Raw genomic sequence first — 20,631 nt, forward strand, 5'->3', positions numbered from 1 at the left:
AGCTATACGAACAAATACTTGGCAGTAAGTTAAGCTTCGAGGAGACTTGGAGGTTGACCGGTGGTAATCCAAGGATCCTGGAGATACTCTACAAGGCTGGTTGGGACGTGGAGACGGTGATCAACGACCTAATCATGAGGAAGAACTTAACATACAACTTCATTAAGAAGTGGCGTGACTACCTTAAAGAGGCAATAAACGACCCAGACCACCTATGGTTCAACGCACCCGAGGAACTAATAAACGAACTAATCAACAGAAACCTAATCCTATACTTCCTACCCGAAAGGAGAGAATCACTATGGGTCGATATCCCACCGCCAGAGAGGGATTTTGAGCTGGGTATTAGTCGTTATGTGGCTTGGCAAAGCCCATTGCATAGGGAGGCGGTTAAGAGGGCGTTGCAGGAGTTGGGGGGGCGATGAGGAGGGTTAGGCTTAGCTTCGCCAATACCCAGGTGGAATTCATAGATAGGGAGCGGGGGGGGCTTAGGAGAATTAAGGACTTGGCTGAGGGGGGGGTATGGCATTGCCCTGGGTCGTTTATGGCCCTGAGGGTTGTGGCAAGACGGCTTGGCTTAAGCAATCCGTGGAGTTGCTTAGGGATTTGGGGGGGTTTGAGGTTATTTACGTAAACCCCCACCGAGTCATCATTCACCATCGAGCTGGGCATTGCGGATTTGAGGGATAGTTGGTGAGCATGGTACGTGAGGCCATGGGCCAATTCACCTGGGGGGGTAGGGTTGTTTGGTCAATCATAGATGTGGCGAGATCTGCCATAGAGGCTGGTACACGTAGGTTAGCCATAATCGTGGATGACGCATTCCAGGCAATTGGACTAGATAAAGCTGCGCTCTACGTCAAGGGCCTACTGGGCATACTTGAGCACCCACCCAAGCCCTACGAGAGGGTAATAGCTATGGCGGCCACAAGCGAGGGCATTAGCCTACGCGAGATCGGTAGGCACCTGTGGTCAACCACCATGCCCATTTGGAACATGGGTGAGGATGGATTTAGGCAATTATATGAGAAACTACCCAGCGAGAGGCCAGGCCCCCCCGACGAGGTTTGGAGATCAACGGGTGGGAATCCAAGGGTTCTCGAGATGCTTTATGAAGCGCGTTGGAATGTTGATAGGGTCATTGAGCGGTTAATCCTGGATAAGAAATTAACGGGTGAATTCGTTAGGCGATGGAGGAGGGAACTGGAGATAGTCCTCAACGACCCGGACTATCTATGGAGTGAGGGACCCGAGGAACTCGCAAATGAGTTAGTAAGCAGAAACCTAGTGGTATTTGGAATACCAGGCAGGGACCCAGAGCTATGGGTTGATGAGCCACCGCCTGGGAGGGATCCGGAGCTTGGTATTGGTAGGTATGTTGCTTGGCAATCACCGCTCCATAGGGAGGCGGTTAGGAGGGCATTACAGGGATTAATGTGAGGAGGATTAGACTGAACTTGGCCCCGGACCTGCAGGTTGAGTTTGCGGATAGGGAGCGAGCCCTTAGTCGTATTAAATACTGGGCTGAGCATGGGATGGGTGTGGTTCAGGTTGTTTATGGTCCGGAGGGTTGTGGGAAGACTGCGTGGCTCCTGCAAGCGATTGAGTTGCTTAGGGATTATGGCTTTGACGTGATATACATTAACCCAATTGAGAGGGATTTCCTCGCGGAGGTAGGTATTGAGGACATTAGGAGGAGACTCATTGAGATTCTCCGTGAGGTGACTGGCGATGCCTGGGCCAGGGCTGCGTGGGCCATCATTGACTTAGTTAAAGAATTGATTAGGGCTGGAAGGAGGAGAATTGCCGTGTTGGCTGATGATGTGTTTCAAGCCATTGGTTTGGATAGGGCCGCGATATATATTAAGGGGGGGTTGCTTGGGTTGATTGAGTATCCGCCGAGGGATTACGATGTTGTGATTACCGTGGCGGCTACGAGTGAGGGTGTTAGTTTGAGGGAGATTGGGCGCCATAGGTGGGCTGATTTACTGGCGATGTGGAACATGTCTAGGGAGGGATTTAGGCAACTCTATGAGCAGATACCCGGCGTTAAGCCGAACTTCGACGAGGTCTGGCGATTAACCGGCGGAAACCCAAAATTACTGGGTAGGCTCTACGAGATTAATTGGAGCGTTGATGATGTGATTAATAGGCTCGTTAGGGGTAAGGAATTGATAAGCTTCATACAATCACTCAATAAAGACGATAGGGAATTGCTCATGAAGGCTTTAGAGGACCCGGACGCACTCATGAGTAGGGAGGGAATACCACTAATGAACAAGTTAGTGGAGCTAAACCTAGTCATTGACAACATATACCCCCCCAGGGATGAAACACTATGGATCGACCAACCACCACCAGATAAGGATTTGGGGCTCGGTATTGGCAAATACGTCGCTTGGCAAAGCCCACTGCACAGAGATGCCGTTAAAAGAACACTGGGGGGGAGTATTGAATGAGGAAGATCAAACTGCCCCCCCTAGCGCAGGAACTACAGGTTGAGTTTGCGGACAGGGATTTGGCCCTCAGGCTTGTTGAGGATTGGGCCGAGAAGGGTACATACCCCCGTACAAGTGGTTTATGGTCCCGAGGGCTGTGGGAAAACCGCATGGCTTAGGCAATCCGCGGAACTACTCAGGGATTTAGGCTTCGACGTGATCTACATTAATCCAATTGAGAGGGATTTCCTCGCGGAGGTAGGTATTGAGGACATTAGGAGGAGACTCATTGAGATTCTCCGTGAAGCCACAGACAATGCATGGATTAAAGCGGCGTGGGCAGTCATCGACTTGACAAGGGAATTAGTTAAGGCTGGCAGAGGAAGAATTGCCGTGCTAATAGACGATGCATTCCAGGCAATTGGCCTGGATAGGGCGGCCACGTATGTTAAGGGGGGGTTGCTTGGGTTGATTGAGCACCCGCCGGAGACCTACGAGAGGATAATAGCCATAGCCGCAACCAGCGAGGGCTTAAGTAGGTGGGAGATTGGTAGGCATAGGTGGGCGAGCCTACTAACAATGTGGAACATGCCCAGGGAGGGCTTCAAGCAATTGTATGACCAGGTACCGGGAAACAAGCCGGGTTTCGAGGAGGTTTGGAAACTAACGGGTGGAAACCCATCACTGCTGGCTAGGCTATACAGGGAGTCCTGGGACACAAACCTAGTAATGAAAAGACTCATTGAGGAAAAGAAAATCACGCCGGAATTCACAAACAAGTGGAGAAAATACCTAGAGGACGCAATCAACGACCCAGACACGCTGTGGAGCCCTGACATACCCGAGGAACTAATCAACGAATTAGTCAGGAGGAACCTAATACTATACCTCATGTCAGATCGAGACACAAGACTATGGATCGATGTTCCGCCGCCGGAGAGGGATCTTGAACTGGGTATTGGCCGTTACGTGGCTTGGCAATCACCACTACATAGGGAAGCAGTGAGGAGAGCGTTGGAGTCACTTAAGCAGTAGGTAATGGCCATGGTTACGGCGCCTAAATGCGTTAATAACCAATGCGGTACAGAGCACTTGTGGATGGTCTTAATCCTGAGGGATATTGACTGTAAATTAACATGGGATTTAAGCGCTATAAACGTGCGGAGAGACTTGATTAAACCCTTTAAAAAGTCATCAATTATTAACAGTGTATGAGGAGACTTACAATTAGAAATATTGGTCCAATTAGTAAGGCCGATATTGAGATAACGCCCTGGGTCGTCATAGTTGGTGGTAACGCCTCGGGAAAAACCATCATATCGACAATTCACTACCTAACCCTCTTCCAATCAACACCGCCAATGCCCTGGAGAATTAACCTAGGCACTATTAAAGCGGGGGGGGTACAGGAGGCTTCAATAAGTGTTAAGGAATTGATAGAGGAAAACCGTGAATTATTCAAGCAATTATTAACCAATGAAATAAGGAGGTTATTCAATACTGATCAACATGGGCTGGTTAAGATAGGTGAGGATGAGGGTAGGATAGGGGGGGTGATTACTGACTCGTTGGTGTTAAACGTCATTATTAATAGGCGGAGTAATACCGTGGACTTTGACGTGAATGGTGATAAGAGGTTGAACGTAATCATCGAATACGCAATGAGCAACTTCACACAATGCATTTCAAGCGGAATTATTGAGGATGGCCAGTACAGGGTCTCAGTCATGGGTAGCAACGCCGACTGCGCGGCACATATAATAGTCCTACGTCCTGAGCCGGGCATTTGGCGATACATGGTCCCCCCCAGCCGCCTTCCTAGCCACCGAGAGGATCGCCATCTTCACCCTACACCCAAGCATTATGAGGCTAATCCTAACTCCGGAACCAGTGACCATAAGCAAACCATTATTAATGGACTTCCTAAGGTGGATCGCGCCCGGCGAGTATAGGGAGGAATTGAGCGGGTTAACAATAACATACCAACCAAGCGCAATAACGATAAAGTCTGATGGAGGTAACATACCGCCATCACTGGTCTCGACCGGGATATACCAAGCATTCGCAATAGAGGCTGTGGCGAGGAACCCCCATAGTGAAGACAATGATCATTGAGGAGCCAGAAATAAACCTACACGCAGATGCCGAAATAAGGATGGCGAAGTACCTAGCCAATATAAGGGATAAGAACATGTTCATAACAACACACAGCGAGTGGATCGTGATGGGCGTAACCCATGAATTAAACAGGCAGGGAAGACTAAGGGATTTAAGAATCTACGAGATTAGGAGCGGCAACGTCGTTGAAGTACCCATTAGGGAGAATGGTGAGGTGGGGACCCTAGAAACAATAACGCCAGTCCGGGAAGAATACCTAGGGAAAATAATTGAGGAGGTCCTCAGTAATGAGCAAGGTAATAACCATTAATGGAAACATCGCATGCGTTAAATACGACTTAATATGCGGCAAGGGCGTAGACGCACTATGCACAGACCACACAAGGGCACCAACAAGCGACAATATATACCTAGTCGAAATCAAGGGCAAGAACCTACTCAACGCGATAAAGAATATTGAGAAGACCCTGAAGAGAGACCCCAACACAGGCTGCGGGCTTGTATTAAAACCCAGAGAAGCATTCATAGTGCATGACGAGGACGCATTCAGGAGCCAGCAGTACGAGTCGTCAAAAATACAATTAATGAAGAAGTACAACCTCAATATACATGAAATACCATTCAATGAAGCCAACAAACACCAAATACTAAGCACAGCATTAACACTAGGCCAATGAAGACTAAGCAGGGCCATGAACTCCTACGCAGTGAAGTACGGACACAGAACCCTCGAAAGCCCATTACCGAAACCAACCAATGAGGATCACGTGACTGCGATCACCGCGGCAAGCCTCACAGGGGGGGAGTTAATGAGTAGGGTTGAGGGCTCAAGCCAAGGGCAAAGTGGAGCGATGAACTAGAGAAGTCTCCCCAACGAACTCAAGAGGGAATTCGGCAAGACGAATGCACCAAGAGATAATGGCAGTAAGGAGGGTTAGGCTTAATTTCGCCAATACCCAGGTGGAGTTCATAGATAGGGAGAGGGCCCTTGAGCAGGTTAGGGAGTGGGCCGAGAGGAGCACATTCCCAGTGCAGGTGATTTATGGCCCGGAGCTGCGGAAAGACCGCATGGCTCCTACAGTCCGTGGAGTTGCTTAAGGAGCTCGGCTTTGACGTGATCTACATCAATGTACCCAACAGGGAGGTTCTCGCCGAGTTCAACATCGCTGATTTAAGGAGTAAATTCATCACACTGGCCAAGGAAGCCATTGCCCAGAACGCCCTTGGTAGGTTGGCATGCTTGCCTTCGACATCGCCAAGGAGCTAATTAAGTTAACGAGGGGGGGCAAGATAGCGGTCATCATAGACGACGCCTTCCAGGTAATTGGAGTCAGGGAGTCAGCCACCTACGTTAAGGCCCTACTGAACCTAATCGAGTACCCGCCTGAGATGTACGAGAGGATAGTAGCAATAGTGGCTACGAGCGAGGGCGTCTCGAGACGCGAGATCGGTAGGCACACGTGGGCCGAGATAATGCCAATGTGGAACATGAGCAGGGAAGGATTCAAACAACTCTACGAACAAGTGCCTGGAGATAAGCCGAGCTTCGACGAAGTATGGAGGTTAACCGGTGGTAACCCAAGGATGCTCGAGGAATTATACGGGGGGGCTAGCTGGAACACTGATAGGGTGATTGAGGGATTCATTAGGGGGGGGAGGGGGGGCATCGACATATTCATTAACTCGTTAAGCAATGACGAGAGGCGCATATTGGTGGAGGCTGTGGATGACCCAGACGCACTACTCACGAGGGAGGGAATACCACTAATGAACAAATTAATAGAACTAAACCTGGCACTCGACATATCAGGCAGGAAGCCATACCTATGGATCGACGAACCACCACCGGAGAAGGACCCGGAACTGGGCATTGGGAAGTACGTAGCCTGGCAGACGCCACTACACAGGGAGGCAGTGAAAAGGGCACTGCAGAGTTGATGTGACGACTCAATCAATCACAAGCCAGCGAGGGTTGGATCATGAGGAGAATTAGGCTGAACCTGGCACCAAACCTGCAAGTCGAGTTCACAGATAGGGAATCGGCCCTCAGGCATGTTGAGGAGTGGATCGACAGGGGTATGAGACTTGTGGAGGTGGTTTATGGCCCCCCCGAGGGCTGTGGGAAGACGGCTTGGCTTCTTCAATCCGTTGAGTTGCTTAAGGATTATGGATTCGATGTAATCTACGTTAACCCTATTGATAAGGAGATTCTTGCCGAAATAGGTACTACTGGCCTTTAGGGAGGAGATTTTGAGACTTGTTAAGGATGCCATCAGTCAAAATGCCTTAGGTAAGTTAGCATGGCTTGCCTTCGACATGGCCAAAGAATTGATCAAGGCAACGAGGGGGGGCAAAATAGCCGTAATCATTGACGACGCCTTCCAAATACTCGGAACGAAGGAGTCGGCTATCTACGTGAAGGCACTACTCAACCTCATTGAGTACCCACCGGCTGAGTACGAGAGGGTGTTAACCATAGTAGCCACCAGCGAGGGATCATCAAGGAGAGAAATAGGCAGACACACATGGGCACACCTAGACATACTGTGGAACATGCCTAAGGAAGGCTTCAAACAACTATACAACCAAATACCGGGAAGTAAACCTGACTTCGACACAGTATGGAGATTAACGGGTGGGAATCCGAGAATGCTAGGTGAGCTAATAGTGAGGGGGGGTTGGGATACTGGGGCTGTAACCGATTGGCTAATTGAATCTAAAACCATCACACAAGGCCTCATAAACAAATGGCGCAGCTTACTCGAGAAGGCCATCGAAGACCCAGACATCTTATGGTCTGATGCACCCGAGGAATTATTAAACGAATTAACTGAACATAACCTAATAATTTACCCGCTATCAGACAGAGACTCAACGGCTTGGGTAGACCAACCACCGCCCGAGAGGGATCCCGAGCTGGGCATTGGCAAGCATGTTGCATGGCAAAGCCCACTCCATAGGGAAGCCATCAAAAGGGCGCTACAGACATCATGAGGACCTCAACCATGTCGAACCATAGTTATTTAAACCTAATGGCGACTAAATGAATTAACATGAACACAGAAACCCTAGAAAAACCACTACCCAAGCCAACCACAGAGGACTACATCAATGCAAGGCTGCTGGAGGCCTTGGTTGAGGCTGGTTTAGCCCTGCGGTTCCTTAATGAGGGTTTGGTTAGGAATGCGGCTGGTAAGGCTTTTCAGGCTTGGAGGGCTTTGCTCGCAGCCTTGCTTAGGCTCGAGCTTGATAAACTAATTCAAGCGGCTAAGACCGAGGATGAGAGGAAGTGGTTGATGGAGAGGGCAGTCCCAAGAATACCAATGAGTAGGATGAAGGCGCTATCACAAATGCTCGAGGAAATCGGGCATCAGGGCATACTGCCGTGGACCGCGGTAGCCCTGGATCTACATGATTATCAATACAATGGGCCAGACCCGGACATGGCAATGAGCAAGTACAGAAACAGGGAGGAGGCAGCTACGACATAAAACTACTCATAAGGGAATTAACGAAACGAATAGAGGAACTGAAAACAAGGATAAGGTGGAACGAAGAACTAGAAAGGGCACTCAAGGAACTCAGGGAAACACAAAATGAGTAAACATAGAAAAGCCCAATCAACCAGAGACCCAACGCCAAGCCGCAGGCACCAGCCATGGCAACCACCACGCACAGGATAATCAACGTTAAGGCAACCAAGGTAAGCAACGGATACGGCATAGCCACAACCATTGATATAACCGCAAGATTCAACAAACCCCAACAAGCAATAGGCATATGCGGCACATGGAACATACAATACAGACCAACACCCTTCAAGGTAATTAAACTCGCACATGCAATAATCAAAGTCGAGGGAAAGGCCATCGAAGTCTACGTAGAGCCCATAGCCGTCATGGTGGCCGACGGCTACATAACACCCACGGGAGAGCCATGCATAGCCACACAGATGGCAACAGGATGAAGCGTCAAGACCTCAACCATAGGCTAGCGGCGTACTGCGGAGGCTTTATATACATATGATTCAGTAACTCCCTGAGGTGTTAAGACAGTGTCAGCACCTGCCATGTTAATGCAGTACCTAGTCCCTAAGCCAATAGGATTAACCATAATCCACGCCCCCTATGATTAAACCAATGGAGGAGTACGTGGGACGCATCGGCATATCCAAGGAACTATTCAGGGAAGTTACCGACGCACTTAATGACATAACCAGGAATGAGGTCTATACTCTACTCAACGCGCAGGACCTAGCCAATACGCTCCTAACCATCCTACCACAATTCACCGTTAAAATAACACAACCATTAATAAAAGCGACCCAGACAATAGCCAACAGCCTAAGCGCAGGTAAGTTAACAGTAAACGAATTAAGAAGCATTGAGGTAAGGATTGGTAGAGAATTAGCTAATGGGCTTAGGTCAACAGGCCACCCACAGGCCGAAGACCTGGTGCAGGTATTATCAACATTAATCGAGCATGACCTCTGGGTTACGGAAGCATTGAGTAGGTACGGCTACGACGGATTAATCAGGAGAATCAACGAAAGGGCACTAAATGAAACCACCGAGGAAACAGCATACCTAATGGCAACCCTACTAACATGGCACTCAGCAACCACAGCCACACTAAACCTAATAAAGGAGTATAAAGAAACCAATAGAGACACACTAACCAAGTGGGCAGCAGCATACGCCGAGGAACTAGATACATACATCGATACACTAGACATGCTAATCAACGACGAAGCATACGAAACACTAAAGGAGGAGAGAATCATAACCTAATGAACCAATGCAGGATAGAATTTACCCGAAAAGCCAAGAGAGAACTAAACAACCTACCCAACGAGACACATAATAGACTCATGACAAGACTAAGCGAACTCTCAACAAACCCAATATGCGAAAAACCCCCCCTAAAGGGAAGACTAAAAGGCATATGCAGAATGAGGATGGGCGACTACAGAATCTTCTACATTATACTACGTGAACCATGCACAATAAAGGTACTTGAAGTAGGAAAGAGGGAAAACATCTACGAAGCCTTAAGATAACCATGAGAATAATCCACGTAGCACCACTATACACACCAGTAATCGGCGGAGTCGAAGACGTAGTCAAACACATAGCCGAACACATGGCCGACAAGGGACACGAGGTCTACGTAATAACCCACAACAGACACAGGACAGGCGGAGTAGGCTCACTACCCAGGGAAGAAATAATCAATGGAGTCCACGTAATTAGGCTCAAACCCACACTAACCTGGAGCCACGGATCCTACAGCCCAGAACTACCAGACGCAATAAGGAGACTAAAGCCCAACGTAATCTAGGCACGCATTTGGAGATGCTGAAGCATATAACGTTAGAGAAGGACGCCGGTAGGAAGCACATCCTCGTTGGGGGGGTATGAGGATATTAATGATATCGCCCACGTACTACCCACACATAGGTGGCGTAGAGTACGTAGTGAAATCAGTAGCCGAGAGACTCGTAAAGATGGGGGGGCATGAAATAACGGTACTGGCAGGGGGGGAACCAGAAATCGAGGGACCCAGAGAGGAGGAGATAAACAGTGTGCGCGTTATAAGATGGCCCACATGGAGCCAGGTAGTGCTTACCACGTGCCTAAAAGGCGAAATGCATTGCAAGAATTTCTCAAGAAGATAGCTGAAACCTACGATGTGGTGCATATACATAATGTGCATTCCATAATTTCTGTCTGGAGTGGCCTGCAATTACTAAACAAAGGCTTCTCCGGTAGACTTGTGGTTACGCCTTATTACCACGGCGCAGGTCATACGCCAGTAAGAAATCTCCTATGGAAACCGTGGAGGTACTACGTGAGAAGACTGCTTAATTCATCCCATGCGATACATACGGTCTCCAAAAAAGAGGCAGAATTAATAAGGAGGGACTTCCGCAGAGAGGCGATACCCATAGAAAATGGGGTGGAAGAACAAATACAGGCACTTAAATGGGACCCGCAACCCTACGTTATGTACAGCGGGAGAATAGAAAAATATAAGAACGTACATAGACTAGCCAAGATCGTGAAGCTTCTAAACGATAAGGGGGGGTATTACCTAGAACTCAGAATTTACGGAAATGGCCCCCCCTACAAAAAGAAGCTAGAAAAAGAGCTGAGGGAAATCCCCCCCATTAAATGGTATATCCAGGACTTCCAGCCATACGAGAGCTACATCAAAACATTATCCAAAGCCACATTATTCGCCCTAATATCAGAAAAGGAGTCATATCCCCCCCAGAGCGTCAACGAGGCAAATGCCATAGGCGTCCCCCCCACGCTTATTGCCAAACCCTGGGGCACAAACTTCAACGATAGAACACGCACCTTAATAATCAACCTAAACGAGACCAATGAAGAAATAGCCGAAAAAACAACCAAATTCCTAAAGGAAGCACCACAGCAGCCAAAATCACAAGTACCAACATGGACCCAGGTAGTTAACAAATACATAAAGGTGTTATACACATGAGCCCAGATACCGTACTCGTAACAGGCGGCGCAGGCTTCATAGGAAGCCACATAGTCGATAAACTAATCAACGAGGGCCACAGGGTAAGAGTCATAGACAACCTCAGCACGGGTAGGACAGAAAACCTAAAACACCTCGAGAACAACCCAAACCTAGAATTCATAAAGGGAGACCTAAAGAACGAGAAAGACACGGAGGAGGCAGTCAAGGGCGTTAACACAGTATTTCACTTCGCAGCAAACCCAGAGGTCAGGGTAAGCACCACAAACCCAAGGACACACTTCGAAGAAAACGTGGTGACAACCTTCAACCTACTGGAAGCCATGAGGAAACTCGGGGGGGTCAGGGAAATCGTCTTTGCATCCTCAAGCTCGGTATACGGCGAGCCCGAGGAAATACCCGTGGGCGAGGAAGCACCCGTGAGGCCGGTCTCAGTCTACGGAGCCAGCAAGGCAGCCTGTGAAAACCTAATCCACGCCTACAGCAGGCTATACGGAATCAAGGCCGTAATACTAAGGTACGCAAACATCATCGGGCCCAGGCTAAGGCACGGAGTAATCTACGACCTACTAATGAAACTCGGCAAGAACACAAGCGAACTCGAGGTCCTCGGCGACGGGACTCAAGTCAGGAGCTACGTATACATCGACGATGCCGTGGAAGCAACAATGCTAGCCTGGAAGAACTCCACAGGCAATTACGAGGTGTATAACGTGGGTAACGAGGACTGGATAACAGTGAACGACATAGTCAAGGCAATACTCAACGAGCTGGGGCTAAGCAACGTGAAAATAATACACAAACCGATCCTACACGGTGTGGGCTGGCCAGGAGATGTAAAGAAAATAACCCTGAGAATAGATAGGCTCAAGGCACTCGGCTTTAGGCTAGGTATAGCTCGATCGAGGCCGTTAAATTAACAATTAGATCGTTGCTGAATATGTTTAATACTTGAGCAGTCGCGCTATGAATTTGTTGCAATTACTTAATCAACCTATTGTACAATACACATTACTACTCTATATAGTATGGATTGTTATATTAATCATAAATGTACTTGTGAAAAGCCAAAGAGGCAAGTCAATAGACAATAAATACGTATTGACGCCACTAATGATGGTTTATATTATTGGTTCAGTAATCTTGGCGGAGAAGGCATTGCTTCACGTATTCCCGATATTTAACTCCATCATATTAGGGTTCACAGCATGGTTAATACTGAGCACGAATATCAGCACTAATAATAACGAGAGAGATAAATTTCTCCTATTGTTCGTTATCTTACTGAATTTAATCCCCTACACAATAGTTAACCTACATAATTCATACCCACTGGGTGATGATGTTAGATTCACAGCAGGTTTTGCAACAGCCATTTCAGAAAACGGTAAGTGGATACCATTTAAGTACCCTGAAAATGATTATTACCAACCATTTGACGCCGAACCAGCACTAACGTACATGATAGCGTCAGTAACGGGAGTCCCTTTAATGAAGGTACCCATTTATTACCTGCTCCTTAAGTACGCGCTATATGTTACATACTTACTAGGCATTTACCTAATAATAATCAATTACCTGCATAACAAGAAGGCCGCGTACCTCGCATTAATCCTCTTCTCAATAACACCGCCCATAAGCCTAACGCAAATAGTGGCGCAGGGCGTATCAATAATACTGGCACTAATGACCGTAGCAATTCTACCAAGAATTGAAGACCCCCCCATAAGCAAGGCCGTATTATTAGGTATAGTTTCGTTCATAGGCGTTGTATTTCACGCAACCTACACCCTGGTTATTCTGGCATTCTTAATACCAATGCTCGTAGGAAATAACGTACTAACGCAAAACACCCTAAGAAACTCACTAATAATACCAACATTAATAGGCATAGGGTACTGGGCATTCACGTACACAGGAATAGCAGTCTTTCAAGGAATACCACCATCAATAACGAACTTCATAAACTTCCTACTAGGCTTAGAAAAACCCTATAGTACGGCCTGGACGCCATGGTACGGCGCCAGTACACAGAAATTCCTCATTTCATGGGCGCTCGTGCCCGCCATGGGGGGGCAGCAATGCTTACGTACTCAATAATTAATGGTATGATCAAGGTAATGAAGCGAAAGAAAGTTGAAATAAACTATGTAGAGGTAATAGGGTTACTAGGCCTTATAGGTACTACACTGAACTTCTTCGCAAGGCAATCAACTTGGCTTGGAGGAAGATACTTCTATTGGCTCTACCTACTAATACTAATATACGTAGTATACCACATCGCCACAAAACTAAAGAACAACATGCTCATAATAATTGCGGCAACACTCGTGATAGGCATAATAGGATTCTACGCAATACAAGACCCAACACACTCAGCAAACACCTTCACTCTAGGCATAGGCTGGGCAGACAACTACTCATGGAAGATCTCGGGTATAGTGGCACAGTTACTACCAACAAACACAGCACTAATAAGCGACCCAAGAATCGGAACCCCACTCTTTTTCTACTCATTCATATATAACATAAACATTTCAGGACCTCAAAAAGGACAACCCTACCTCATAGCAGTGGGCCTAGACAGTATAGGGCAAAGAGTATTCATACCAAGCAACTCATCAGATATCATACTCAAATTCTCAAGAACATATGAAGTGACATATGAACCATAATACCATGAGAACTCTCTACATTTCACATAGCAATTTCTTTGGCAAGCATGAGCTTAATTTCGTTGCTACGCTTGCTGAGTTAAATAATGTCGATACTTTTGAGGCTGGGATTTAGATATGCAGAATCCTAAGTATGATATAAGCATGTTGATTGTGGCTTGGCCCTGTGTTCATAGCGGTGGAGCTGAGAGGTGGTGGTACTACGTAATTAGGGAGTTGGTCAGTGTTAAGGGTTTAAAGGTCGTAGTGGTTATTCCTACTAATCTACGAAGAGGATGCTTTATCTGCCCTGCTAATTTAGGTAGGTATAATAACATAATCGTGAAATACGTGGCATTAAATGGGCTTTATAACTTCGCCAGGACTATTTTGGAGTTATTAAGCGTCATTAAACGCAGTGAGGTTGATTATGTCGTTTCTGGTTATCAAACTCCCTCAATAGTATTGCTGAGTTTAGTACTTAGTGCTTTCACGGGTAGGAAGTGTAGTGTTATGTTTCATAATTCGTTTGGTTGGCTGCCATTTATAAATAATATTGGGTCATTAAGCACAGTCAATAAATTACTTGTCAAATTATATAATATTATTAATAAAATATGTAGATTCATCTACGTTAGCCCAGCAATAAAATATGAACATGAACGTATTGGACTTAATGCACGTAATATCAATAGTTTAATGGGCGCTGCAGTAGAGTTTACGGATTTACCACCATATAGGGATATTCATGAGAGGGATATCGATATAATTCATCTTGCATCAATATCAAAGTTTAAGGGTATTTATGACTTAATTGAGATTCTGCATATAATCAGAGACTATAAGCATGATTTTAACGCCGTAATCATAGGTAGAACATCTAAAGAAGTCGAAAATGAAATTAAAACTTTAATTGAGAAATACAAGCTTAAGGATAACGTAAGATTCCTGGGTTTCGTAGATGGGTATGTAAAATTTGACCTATTAAGTAGGAGTAAGGTTATGATTTATCCTAGTTACAGCGATACATTTGCAATCTCTGTACTTGAATCTCTAAGCGTAGGAACACCGGTTATTGCATATTCAATACCGGCAATAAGTATGAATTATAGAACAAACGCCGTTATTAAGGTAAGAACCGGAGATTGGAACGCCATGGCAAAAGCCGCGGTTGAGTTATTAAATGATCCTGAGAAAATAAGTACTTTATCACATGAAGCAATTAAATTCGCAAAGAGGTATTCGTGGCATAAAATCGCAATTCAATTTCTAAAGGGAGCCATTGAGCAATGAAGGTGTTAATAGTAGCGTCGCCTAATATCAGAGGAAGAGGTGGTCAAATAAGGTCATACTACATACTAAAGCATTTAACAAAATTACTTGTTGATACCTACTTAATCGCTATTGACACACCACGTGATGTAATTAACGAATTAAGGAGAGATAATAATATTAACATAATTAGCGAACAATCATGTAATAAATCTCATATAGATCTTTGCATAGTTAAAATTGCACATACAATCAATGAACTTATAAATAAATTAGATATTGATATTGCAGTATCGCACAGCGAACACCCATTATTTGTATTACCAATATACTTCTCATCAAGGAACCGCGTTCCATGGACCGTCATTGTACAATCGCACATGTATATAAATCCATTACTTAGGTATGGAAAGTATATATCTGTTGCACGCTTTCTAAGGACAAAGGCAGCGTTATGGGCCATGAATAGAACATACGTTCATTTAGTGTCTGATGCAATACAGCACGAGTTAATTAAAGTAAGTTCTGGGTTTAGGCATTACGATGTACTCGACGTACCTATTGGTCTTGAATTCGACTTAATAGATCATTGCCTCAGGTCTAATCAACCTAAAATGTATGACTTAGCATTCATGGGAGTATTATCCACTGAGAAGGGGATCTATGACTTATTGTACATAGTCTATGAAGTAAGTCGTAAGTACAAACCCATTAAGGCATTATTGCTAGGTGACTTCGTCAGTGCAGATCATAGGGATAAATTTATGAGCATTGTGGAAAAATTAGGTCTCAAGAAATCCATTATATTAGCAGGCTTTAAAACAGGCCTTGATAAATATTGTGAATTATCAAGAGCAAGACTCTTTATTTTCCCATCTTACGTCGATGTATACTCAATAAGTATACTGGAGGCTTTGAGCGTGGGTCTTCCCGTAATAACCTGGGACTTACCCTATGCAAGGCAATTCAAAAATGATGCAGTAATAAGAGTAAAAAACCGTAGTGAGTTCGTGAACACCCTCATTACGTTATTAAAGAACCAGGAACATATTGAAAGATTAAGCAATGAAGCAAGGAGATTTACCATAAAGTATACATGGAGCAATGCAGCATATTCAGAATACAAAGCATTTATTAAGACGATTTCGTGGTGGTATAGGCAATGAAACTAAGGTTAAGCCGATTTTTACCGGTATTAGATGCATTAGGATTATTGGATTTAATAATTCGATTTAAGACTAGGGGGGGTTCCTTATTAATCATTATGTACCATGAAATAGAAAGAAATGTATACTACGACATTGGCCTATCTAAGCAGTACTTTGAAAATCAACTGCAATACTTACTTAAGTTAGGATTTAGGATAATGCCACTTTGTGAAGCTCTCGAATTAATAATGAGTAATAAGGGCATTGATAAAGTTGCCGTAATCACATTTGATGATGGCTATAAAGGCGTTTATGAACATGCATTACCAATAATGAAAAAATACGGTGTGAATGGCACTGTATACGTGTCCCCCCCAGGTCTCATAGAGAATAAAATACCAAATTGGGCGTCAGCGATTACCTACGCATTGATGAAAATAAAAACGCCAATTGAACTTAACGCATCATTAGGCACACTAAAGATTAATAATGAGGATGAAAAGACCAAAGCCATAACAACATTAATTAACAATATTCCAAAAATGAATAAAGATGAATTAATGAGTATGATAAAAGTACTTTATAATGATTATTTAGGCGAGGACATTCATAAACTATACTATGAGACCATGCTAACCTTAGACCAAATTAAGGAATTAAGCGAACATGGCTTTGAAATTGGTGGGCATGGCTATTATCACTTAGGCTTACCTTACCTTAATGACCATGAACTTAAGAATGAAATAGAATCATCGAAGGACTTCATAAGCAAGTACAATAATTGCAGCATGAGTACATTCGCCTATCCCTTTGGACTTTATGATTTGAGGGTAATTAATGCCGTAAAGGATGGAGGATTCAGAGCGGCAGTTACGATGAAACCCTACTTAAATGGCATTTCAAAGGTGAATTTATATGAATTAGGCAGATTCACACCATATAGATATGGCTTACTCCATTTATCATCGTTTAAATACCAAGTAATTACTGAACGCTGATGAGCCCGCGTATATTAGCCATATATGAAGGAGATTTTTACACAAGGCACGAATTAGGATTCGTAGCATCATTAGCAACTAAATACGAAGTCACAGTGATAAACCTTGAGAATTCACTCAATAAATTGCAAATCAGTAAATTGACTGTGAAAAGCGATGATATAACTGATGTAACATTAATTAAGGTACCAATTACATACTTAAATAATCAAAACATCATTAATAAAATAAAAGTGCTCATTAAACCTTATGATGCCATAGTAACTAGCGCCCGCAAAGCACTGTTACTCTCTATGCGATTAAGAGACAGTGTTCCATTAATATTACGACTATGGAGCATAAGGGCGAATAAAATAATTGACAACCTAAAACATGGATCTTACAGAGACTTAATGATCTTTATACCTAGCCTGCTAGCCAATACTTACTACATAAATAAGGCAGACCTAACAATAACGGAAGAATACGCAACTTATACATTGGCGAAAAAGATATCAAAAATTACAACCCATAAGCCAGTAATAATGATATATCCACCATATGGCACAATAATAGATAAAACAAGTAACCATGCGAAACAAAAAATAAACAATGACCTACTAAACGAATTAATAGCTTTACTCGAGAAATATAGAAATGAGTACGCCTTAGGAGTTACGATATTAAGGAAAGGCGGCGAGTATTTAAAATTCGAAGCATTACCCCCCCATGCATTAATTTATTACTTAATTGCAAAAAGAAACCCCCCCAACATACCAATATTTATCCTAGGCTCGTCAAGAACAGATTTCATTCAGAAAACCGGAATACCTAAAAATAAAATACCTACCAACATGATTTTCTTAAATGATTACCAAGACAAAATACCTGACTGGCTAATAGAGAGGGTATATAGAGATGCTAAGCTCGTCATTAATTATATATCAAACAGGAGCATATCCAATAGATTGATTGAGGCATTATACTTCGGTAAGCCAATAATAGTGAATAGAATGGCCCAGGTCTTGCATCCTGATTTAGTACATGGAATTCATGTACACATTGTTAATAGGGAAGATGAATACTTCAATGCTATTAGAAGCATATATAGCAATGATCAATACCTCTATGAACTTAGCAAAAACGCTAAAACCACGTATAGACATAGGTTCTCATCGCAAGTAAATATAAGACTATTTAATTACGCTCTATGCCAAGTAATGAAGTAAAGATGAAGCCATTAATATCAATGGCAACATAATATACTAGATTTCTAGGAACTTTAAGAACACAGATGAATCGATGAATTTAGATATACATGAAATTCCTTAACTATGTCTAGAGTATTGATTGTGAGTGAGTTATGGTGGCCTGAGGGTGGGGTGGTGTTTTAGCTACGTATTTAATAACAAGCATTCTTAGGGAAAGCGGTTTTAATATTACGGTTGTTCATGGTGCTCGTAAGCCAGAGGTCATTAGTGGTGTTGATTATATCTATACAGATTTGCTGGCGGTTCGTGATAAGTTTAGATTATGGATTAATTGTATGAGACTTTCTAAAACTAAGAGTTTTCTAAAGCTTCTTAATAACCATGATGTTTTATATATACCCAGGTATTGTTATCCATTAATACCCATAGCTAAGAGGTTAAATAAGAAGGTGCTTGTTCATTTACACGATTATCAACCAATATCCTATAATGCTAATGTTCCAGCTCCTTATGAGGAATTTAAAGGTGAAGGCAGAATAAGGGAATGGGTAATAAATGTAGAAAAAACTAAAGGCTTCAAACGTTATATGGTTGCATCACTTCTTTGGTGGTTGCCTAAGCTTGCGCAAAAATGGCTTATGTACGCAGATACATTAATTTGTGTATCTAAAAGGCAGTGCGATATTATAATGGATTCCATGAATATTATTGATAAAGATAAAGCTATTGTTATATACAACCCGGTTTTCTATAAATACTTTGATAATGTAAAGAAAAATCCGGGAGATATACCAACGTTACTCTATGTGGGAGGTGACGATTTTATTAAGGGATTTAATGTTTTATTACAGGCTATGAAGGAGCTAAGGAGAAACGATAAGAAAATAACGATAATATTAACAAATCATTATAGTCCAGACAGCTTATTAAAATTGAATAGATTAAAAAATGATAGAATTAAAATCAGGATTCTTGGTAGAATTTCCTATATGGAGTTAATAGAGTTACATAAAATTTCAACTGTATTACTGTTTCCATCTATATGGGAGGAGCCTTTACCATATGCCGTTATGGAATCCATGTTTGCTGGGTCAATACCAATAGCCTCTCGGGTTGGTGGTGTTCCTGAAATCGTTGGTGATACGATAGCTGAAAAATTTATGTTTAAGCCTGGCGGTGTGGACGAATTTCTCGATAGGATAAATGCTATTCTTTCATTATCTAAAGAAGATATAATGAATATAAGCTATGATTTAAGAGAAAACGCACGTAAAAAGTTTAGTGAAGATTCTATTAAAAAATCATTAATTAATATGTTTAGTACATAGCATATAAAACATAAGCATGAAGGTTCTCATCACCGGCGGTGCGGGCTTTATCGGCCATAACCTGGCTATCTACCTTGCTGAGAGGGGGGGTTTTGACGTCGCTGTTTGGATAGCCTCGAGAGGTCTACGGGGGGGTTCGCCATCAATAGGCTTAGGGGGGGGCGTGGTATACCCATTGTTAGGGCTGATGTTAGGAACTTCAGCGATTGCGGTGGGTTTGATGTTGTTGTTCATGCTGCTGCCTACGTTAGTGTGCCTGAGTCTGTGAGTAGGCCCGTTGATTATGTTGAGAATAATGTCGTGGGCACGGCTAGGGTTGCACATGAGTGCGGCAGGGCTGGCTCTAGGATTATTTATTTAAGTTCAGCCGCCGTCTACGGAAACCCAGTTAAGTTGCCCATTCCTGAGGACCACCCAATAAACCCACTATCGCCATACGGCTTAAGTAAGTACCTCGGTGAGTTGGTGATCGAGAACTTCAGCCGTGTTTACGGGTTTAGGTACGTGATCCTGAGACTATTCAATGTTTATGGGCCTGGCCAGAACCCGGCCTACGCAGGTGTTATTTCGAGTTTCATTGAGAGGACCTTGAGGGGTGAGCCATTGGTTATTTATGGTGATGGTGAGCAGACTAGGGACTTCATATACGTGAGGGATGTGGCGGAGGTTATATTGAGGATCATTGAGGGTGACTTATTCAGTAATGAAGTTTACAATATTGGGACGGGAAGACCAAAATCAATAAATGAGTTGGCGAAGATAGTAATTAACATTCTTAGTAAAAATGATGTGAGGATTATTCATGAGGAGGAAAGGCCTGGGGGGGACATAAGGCATAGTTACGCAGATGTAAGCAGGTTAGTATCGATTTTTAAAATAACTTTTACATCGTTAAATGAGGGCTTAAGAAACACGCTGAACGATATGAACATAGCGTATTCATGATATGAAATGTTTAATGTCGTCTTCCATTATGGT

20 protein-coding genes and 7 pseudogenes are annotated in these 20,631 nt (G+C 43.8%); all 27 read left to right on the forward strand.

Annotated elements, in window-relative coordinates; translation table 11 throughout:
* Window positions 1-425: pseudogene (locus tag JCM11216_RS12765) on the forward strand (AAA family ATPase); the annotation flags it as partial.
* A pseudogene (locus JCM11216_RS12770) lies at window positions 422-1,440 on the forward strand (ATP-binding protein). The pseudogenes JCM11216_RS12765 and JCM11216_RS12770, both read left to right, overlap by 4 nt.
* On the forward strand, window positions 1,437-2,459 hold the full coding sequence (locus JCM11216_RS12775) for an ATP-binding protein (RefSeq protein ID WP_054854430.1): 1,023 nt from the start codon (window positions 1,437-1,439) through the stop codon (window positions 2,457-2,459). Before JCM11216_RS12770 ends, JCM11216_RS12775 begins: the two are co-directional and overlap by 4 nt.
* Window positions 2,456-3,473, forward strand: a pseudogene (locus JCM11216_RS12780) (ATP-binding protein). The gene JCM11216_RS12775 and the pseudogene JCM11216_RS12780 overlap by 4 nt, the downstream one beginning before the upstream one ends.
* 176 nt (window positions 3,474-3,649) lie before the next feature.
* Entirely contained in the window at window positions 3,650-4,390 is a 741-nt protein-coding gene (locus tag JCM11216_RS12785; RefSeq protein WP_054854431.1) for a hypothetical protein, read from the forward strand.
* Complete coding sequence (locus tag JCM11216_RS12790; protein ID WP_054854432.1) at window positions 4,353-4,553, forward strand: hypothetical protein; 201 nt, start codon at window positions 4,353-4,355, stop codon at window positions 4,551-4,553. The genes JCM11216_RS12785 and JCM11216_RS12790 overlap by 38 nt, the downstream gene beginning before the upstream one ends.
* Complete coding sequence (locus tag JCM11216_RS12795) at window positions 4,543-4,866, forward strand: AAA family ATPase (RefSeq protein ID WP_054854433.1); 324 nt, start codon at window positions 4,543-4,545, stop codon at window positions 4,864-4,866. The genes JCM11216_RS12790 and JCM11216_RS12795 overlap by 11 nt, the downstream gene beginning before the upstream one ends.
* On the forward strand, window positions 4,844-5,233 hold the full coding sequence (locus JCM11216_RS12800; protein ID WP_054854434.1) for a hypothetical protein: 390 nt from the start codon (window positions 4,844-4,846) through the stop codon (window positions 5,231-5,233). The genes JCM11216_RS12795 and JCM11216_RS12800 overlap by 23 nt, the downstream gene beginning before the upstream one ends.
* Before the next feature lie 15 nt (window positions 5,234-5,248).
* Complete coding sequence (locus JCM11216_RS19920; protein WP_243676335.1) at window positions 5,249-5,416, forward strand: hypothetical protein; 168 nt, start codon at window positions 5,249-5,251, stop codon at window positions 5,414-5,416.
* 58 nt (window positions 5,417-5,474) lie between these two features.
* A pseudogene (locus JCM11216_RS12805) lies at window positions 5,475-6,494 on the forward strand (ATP-binding protein).
* Between the two features lie 41 nt (window positions 6,495-6,535).
* A pseudogene (locus JCM11216_RS12810) lies at window positions 6,536-7,550 on the forward strand (ATP-binding protein).
* 59 nt (window positions 7,551-7,609) lie between these two features.
* A pseudogene (locus JCM11216_RS12815) lies at window positions 7,610-8,160 on the forward strand (PaREP1 family protein).
* 54 nt (window positions 8,161-8,214) lie between these two features.
* Window positions 8,215-8,523 (forward strand): hypothetical protein, encoded by a 309-nt coding sequence (locus tag JCM11216_RS12820; protein ID WP_054854435.1) that lies wholly within the window; start codon window positions 8,215-8,217, stop codon window positions 8,521-8,523.
* Between the two features lie 160 nt (window positions 8,524-8,683).
* Window positions 8,684-9,346 carry a hypothetical protein gene (locus tag JCM11216_RS12825; RefSeq protein WP_054854436.1) on the forward strand — a complete coding sequence of 221 codons (663 nt, stop codon included), beginning with the start codon at window positions 8,684-8,686 and terminating at the stop codon, window positions 9,344-9,346.
* Complete coding sequence (locus JCM11216_RS19925) at window positions 9,346-9,615, forward strand: type II toxin-antitoxin system RelE/ParE family toxin (protein WP_243676336.1); 270 nt, start codon at window positions 9,346-9,348, stop codon at window positions 9,613-9,615. The genes JCM11216_RS12825 and JCM11216_RS19925 overlap by 1 nt, the downstream gene beginning before the upstream one ends.
* 2 nt (window positions 9,616-9,617) lie before the next feature.
* A complete protein-coding gene (locus tag JCM11216_RS12830; RefSeq protein WP_054854437.1) occupies window positions 9,618-9,896 on the forward strand; it encodes a glycosyltransferase in 279 nt (92 codons plus the stop codon).
* Window positions 9,897-9,972: 76 nt separating this feature from the next.
* Window positions 9,973-10,233 carry a hypothetical protein gene (locus tag JCM11216_RS19930; RefSeq protein WP_243676337.1) on the forward strand — a complete coding sequence of 87 codons (261 nt, stop codon included), beginning with the start codon at window positions 9,973-9,975 and terminating at the stop codon, window positions 10,231-10,233.
* Complete coding sequence (locus JCM11216_RS12835) at window positions 10,164-11,063, forward strand: glycosyltransferase (protein WP_243676338.1); 900 nt, start codon at window positions 10,164-10,166, stop codon at window positions 11,061-11,063. The genes JCM11216_RS19930 and JCM11216_RS12835 overlap by 70 nt, the downstream gene beginning before the upstream one ends.
* Window positions 11,060-12,018: pseudogene (locus JCM11216_RS12840) on the forward strand (NAD-dependent epimerase/dehydratase family protein). Before JCM11216_RS12835 ends, JCM11216_RS12840 begins: the two are co-directional and overlap by 4 nt.
* A complete protein-coding gene (locus tag JCM11216_RS12845; RefSeq protein WP_243676339.1) occupies window positions 12,015-13,163 on the forward strand; it encodes a hypothetical protein in 1,149 nt (382 codons plus the stop codon). Before JCM11216_RS12840 ends, JCM11216_RS12845 begins: the two are co-directional and overlap by 4 nt.
* Window positions 13,145-13,738 carry a hypothetical protein gene (locus JCM11216_RS12850; RefSeq protein ID WP_054854439.1) on the forward strand — a complete coding sequence of 198 codons (594 nt, stop codon included), beginning with the start codon at window positions 13,145-13,147 and terminating at the stop codon, window positions 13,736-13,738. The genes JCM11216_RS12845 and JCM11216_RS12850 overlap by 19 nt, the downstream gene beginning before the upstream one ends.
* 144 nt (window positions 13,739-13,882) lie before the next feature.
* Window positions 13,883-15,010, forward strand: coding sequence for a glycosyltransferase family 4 protein (locus tag JCM11216_RS12855; protein WP_243676340.1), 1,128 nt, complete (start codon window positions 13,883-13,885; stop codon window positions 15,008-15,010).
* Window positions 15,007-16,155 (forward strand): glycosyltransferase family 4 protein, encoded by a 1,149-nt coding sequence (locus JCM11216_RS12860; protein WP_054854441.1) that lies wholly within the window; start codon window positions 15,007-15,009, stop codon window positions 16,153-16,155. The genes JCM11216_RS12855 and JCM11216_RS12860 overlap by 4 nt, the downstream gene beginning before the upstream one ends.
* Before the next feature lie 98 nt (window positions 16,156-16,253).
* Entirely contained in the window at window positions 16,254-17,135 is an 882-nt protein-coding gene (locus JCM11216_RS12865; RefSeq protein WP_243676341.1) for a polysaccharide deacetylase family protein, read from the forward strand.
* Window positions 17,135-18,343 carry a hypothetical protein gene (locus tag JCM11216_RS12870; protein ID WP_054854443.1) on the forward strand — a complete coding sequence of 403 codons (1,209 nt, stop codon included), beginning with the start codon at window positions 17,135-17,137 and terminating at the stop codon, window positions 18,341-18,343. Before JCM11216_RS12865 ends, JCM11216_RS12870 begins: the two co-directional genes overlap by 1 nt.
* Before the next feature lie 317 nt (window positions 18,344-18,660).
* Window positions 18,661-19,653, forward strand: coding sequence for a glycosyltransferase family 4 protein (locus JCM11216_RS12875; RefSeq protein WP_054854444.1), 993 nt, complete (start codon window positions 18,661-18,663; stop codon window positions 19,651-19,653).
* Window positions 19,654-19,758: 105 nt separating this feature from the next.
* On the forward strand, window positions 19,759-20,598 hold the full coding sequence (locus tag JCM11216_RS12880) for an NAD-dependent epimerase/dehydratase family protein (protein WP_054854445.1): 840 nt from the start codon (window positions 19,759-19,761) through the stop codon (window positions 20,596-20,598).
* Window positions 20,599-20,631: the final 33 nt, after the last annotated feature.

This window comes from Vulcanisaeta distributa JCM 11216 (genome assembly GCF_001315985.1).
GTDB classification, from domain to species: domain Archaea; phylum Thermoproteota; class Thermoprotei; order Thermoproteales; family Thermocladiaceae; genus Vulcanisaeta; species Vulcanisaeta distributa_E.

Excerpts from the sequence above, each read along its gene's own strand:
- JCM11216_RS12875 (WP_054854444.1), top strand. The coding sequence starts at position 18,661 with ATGAGACTTTCTAAAACTAAGAGTTTTCTAAAGCTTCTTAATAACCAT.
- JCM11216_RS12860 (WP_054854441.1), top strand. The coding sequence starts at position 15,007 with ATGAAGGTGTTAATAGTAGCGTCGCCTAATATCAGAGGAAGAGGTGGT.
- JCM11216_RS12870 (WP_054854443.1), top strand. The coding sequence starts at position 17,135 with ATGAGCCCGCGTATATTAGCCATATATGAAGGAGATTTTTACACAAGG.
- JCM11216_RS12795 (WP_054854433.1), top strand. The coding sequence starts at position 4,543 with ATGATCATTGAGGAGCCAGAAATAAACCTACACGCAGATGCCGAAATA.
- JCM11216_RS12820 (WP_054854435.1), top strand. The coding sequence starts at position 8,215 with ATGGCAACCACCACGCACAGGATAATCAACGTTAAGGCAACCAAGGTA.
- JCM11216_RS12800 (WP_054854434.1), top strand. The coding sequence starts at position 4,844 with ATGAGCAAGGTAATAACCATTAATGGAAACATCGCATGCGTTAAATAC.
- JCM11216_RS12785 (WP_054854431.1), top strand. The coding sequence starts at position 3,650 with ATGAGGAGACTTACAATTAGAAATATTGGTCCAATTAGTAAGGCCGAT.
- JCM11216_RS12825 (WP_054854436.1), top strand. The coding sequence starts at position 8,684 with ATGATTAAACCAATGGAGGAGTACGTGGGACGCATCGGCATATCCAAG.
- JCM11216_RS19925 (WP_243676336.1), top strand. The coding sequence starts at position 9,346 with ATGAACCAATGCAGGATAGAATTTACCCGAAAAGCCAAGAGAGAACTA.
- JCM11216_RS12855 (WP_243676340.1), top strand. The coding sequence starts at position 13,883 with ATGTTGATTGTGGCTTGGCCCTGTGTTCATAGCGGTGGAGCTGAGAGG.
- JCM11216_RS12830 (WP_054854437.1), top strand. The coding sequence starts at position 9,618 with ATGAGAATAATCCACGTAGCACCACTATACACACCAGTAATCGGCGGA.
- JCM11216_RS19930 (WP_243676337.1), top strand. The coding sequence starts at position 9,973 with ATGAGGATATTAATGATATCGCCCACGTACTACCCACACATAGGTGGC.
- JCM11216_RS12865 (WP_243676341.1), top strand. The coding sequence starts at position 16,254 with ATGTACCATGAAATAGAAAGAAATGTATACTACGACATTGGCCTATCT.
- JCM11216_RS12835 (WP_243676338.1), top strand. The coding sequence starts at position 10,164 with ATGGAGCCAGGTAGTGCTTACCACGTGCCTAAAAGGCGAAATGCATTG.
- JCM11216_RS19920 (WP_243676335.1), top strand. The coding sequence starts at position 5,249 with ATGAACTCCTACGCAGTGAAGTACGGACACAGAACCCTCGAAAGCCCA.
- JCM11216_RS12850 (WP_054854439.1), top strand. The coding sequence starts at position 13,145 with ATGCTTACGTACTCAATAATTAATGGTATGATCAAGGTAATGAAGCGA.
- JCM11216_RS12790 (WP_054854432.1), top strand. The coding sequence starts at position 4,353 with ATGGACTTCCTAAGGTGGATCGCGCCCGGCGAGTATAGGGAGGAATTG.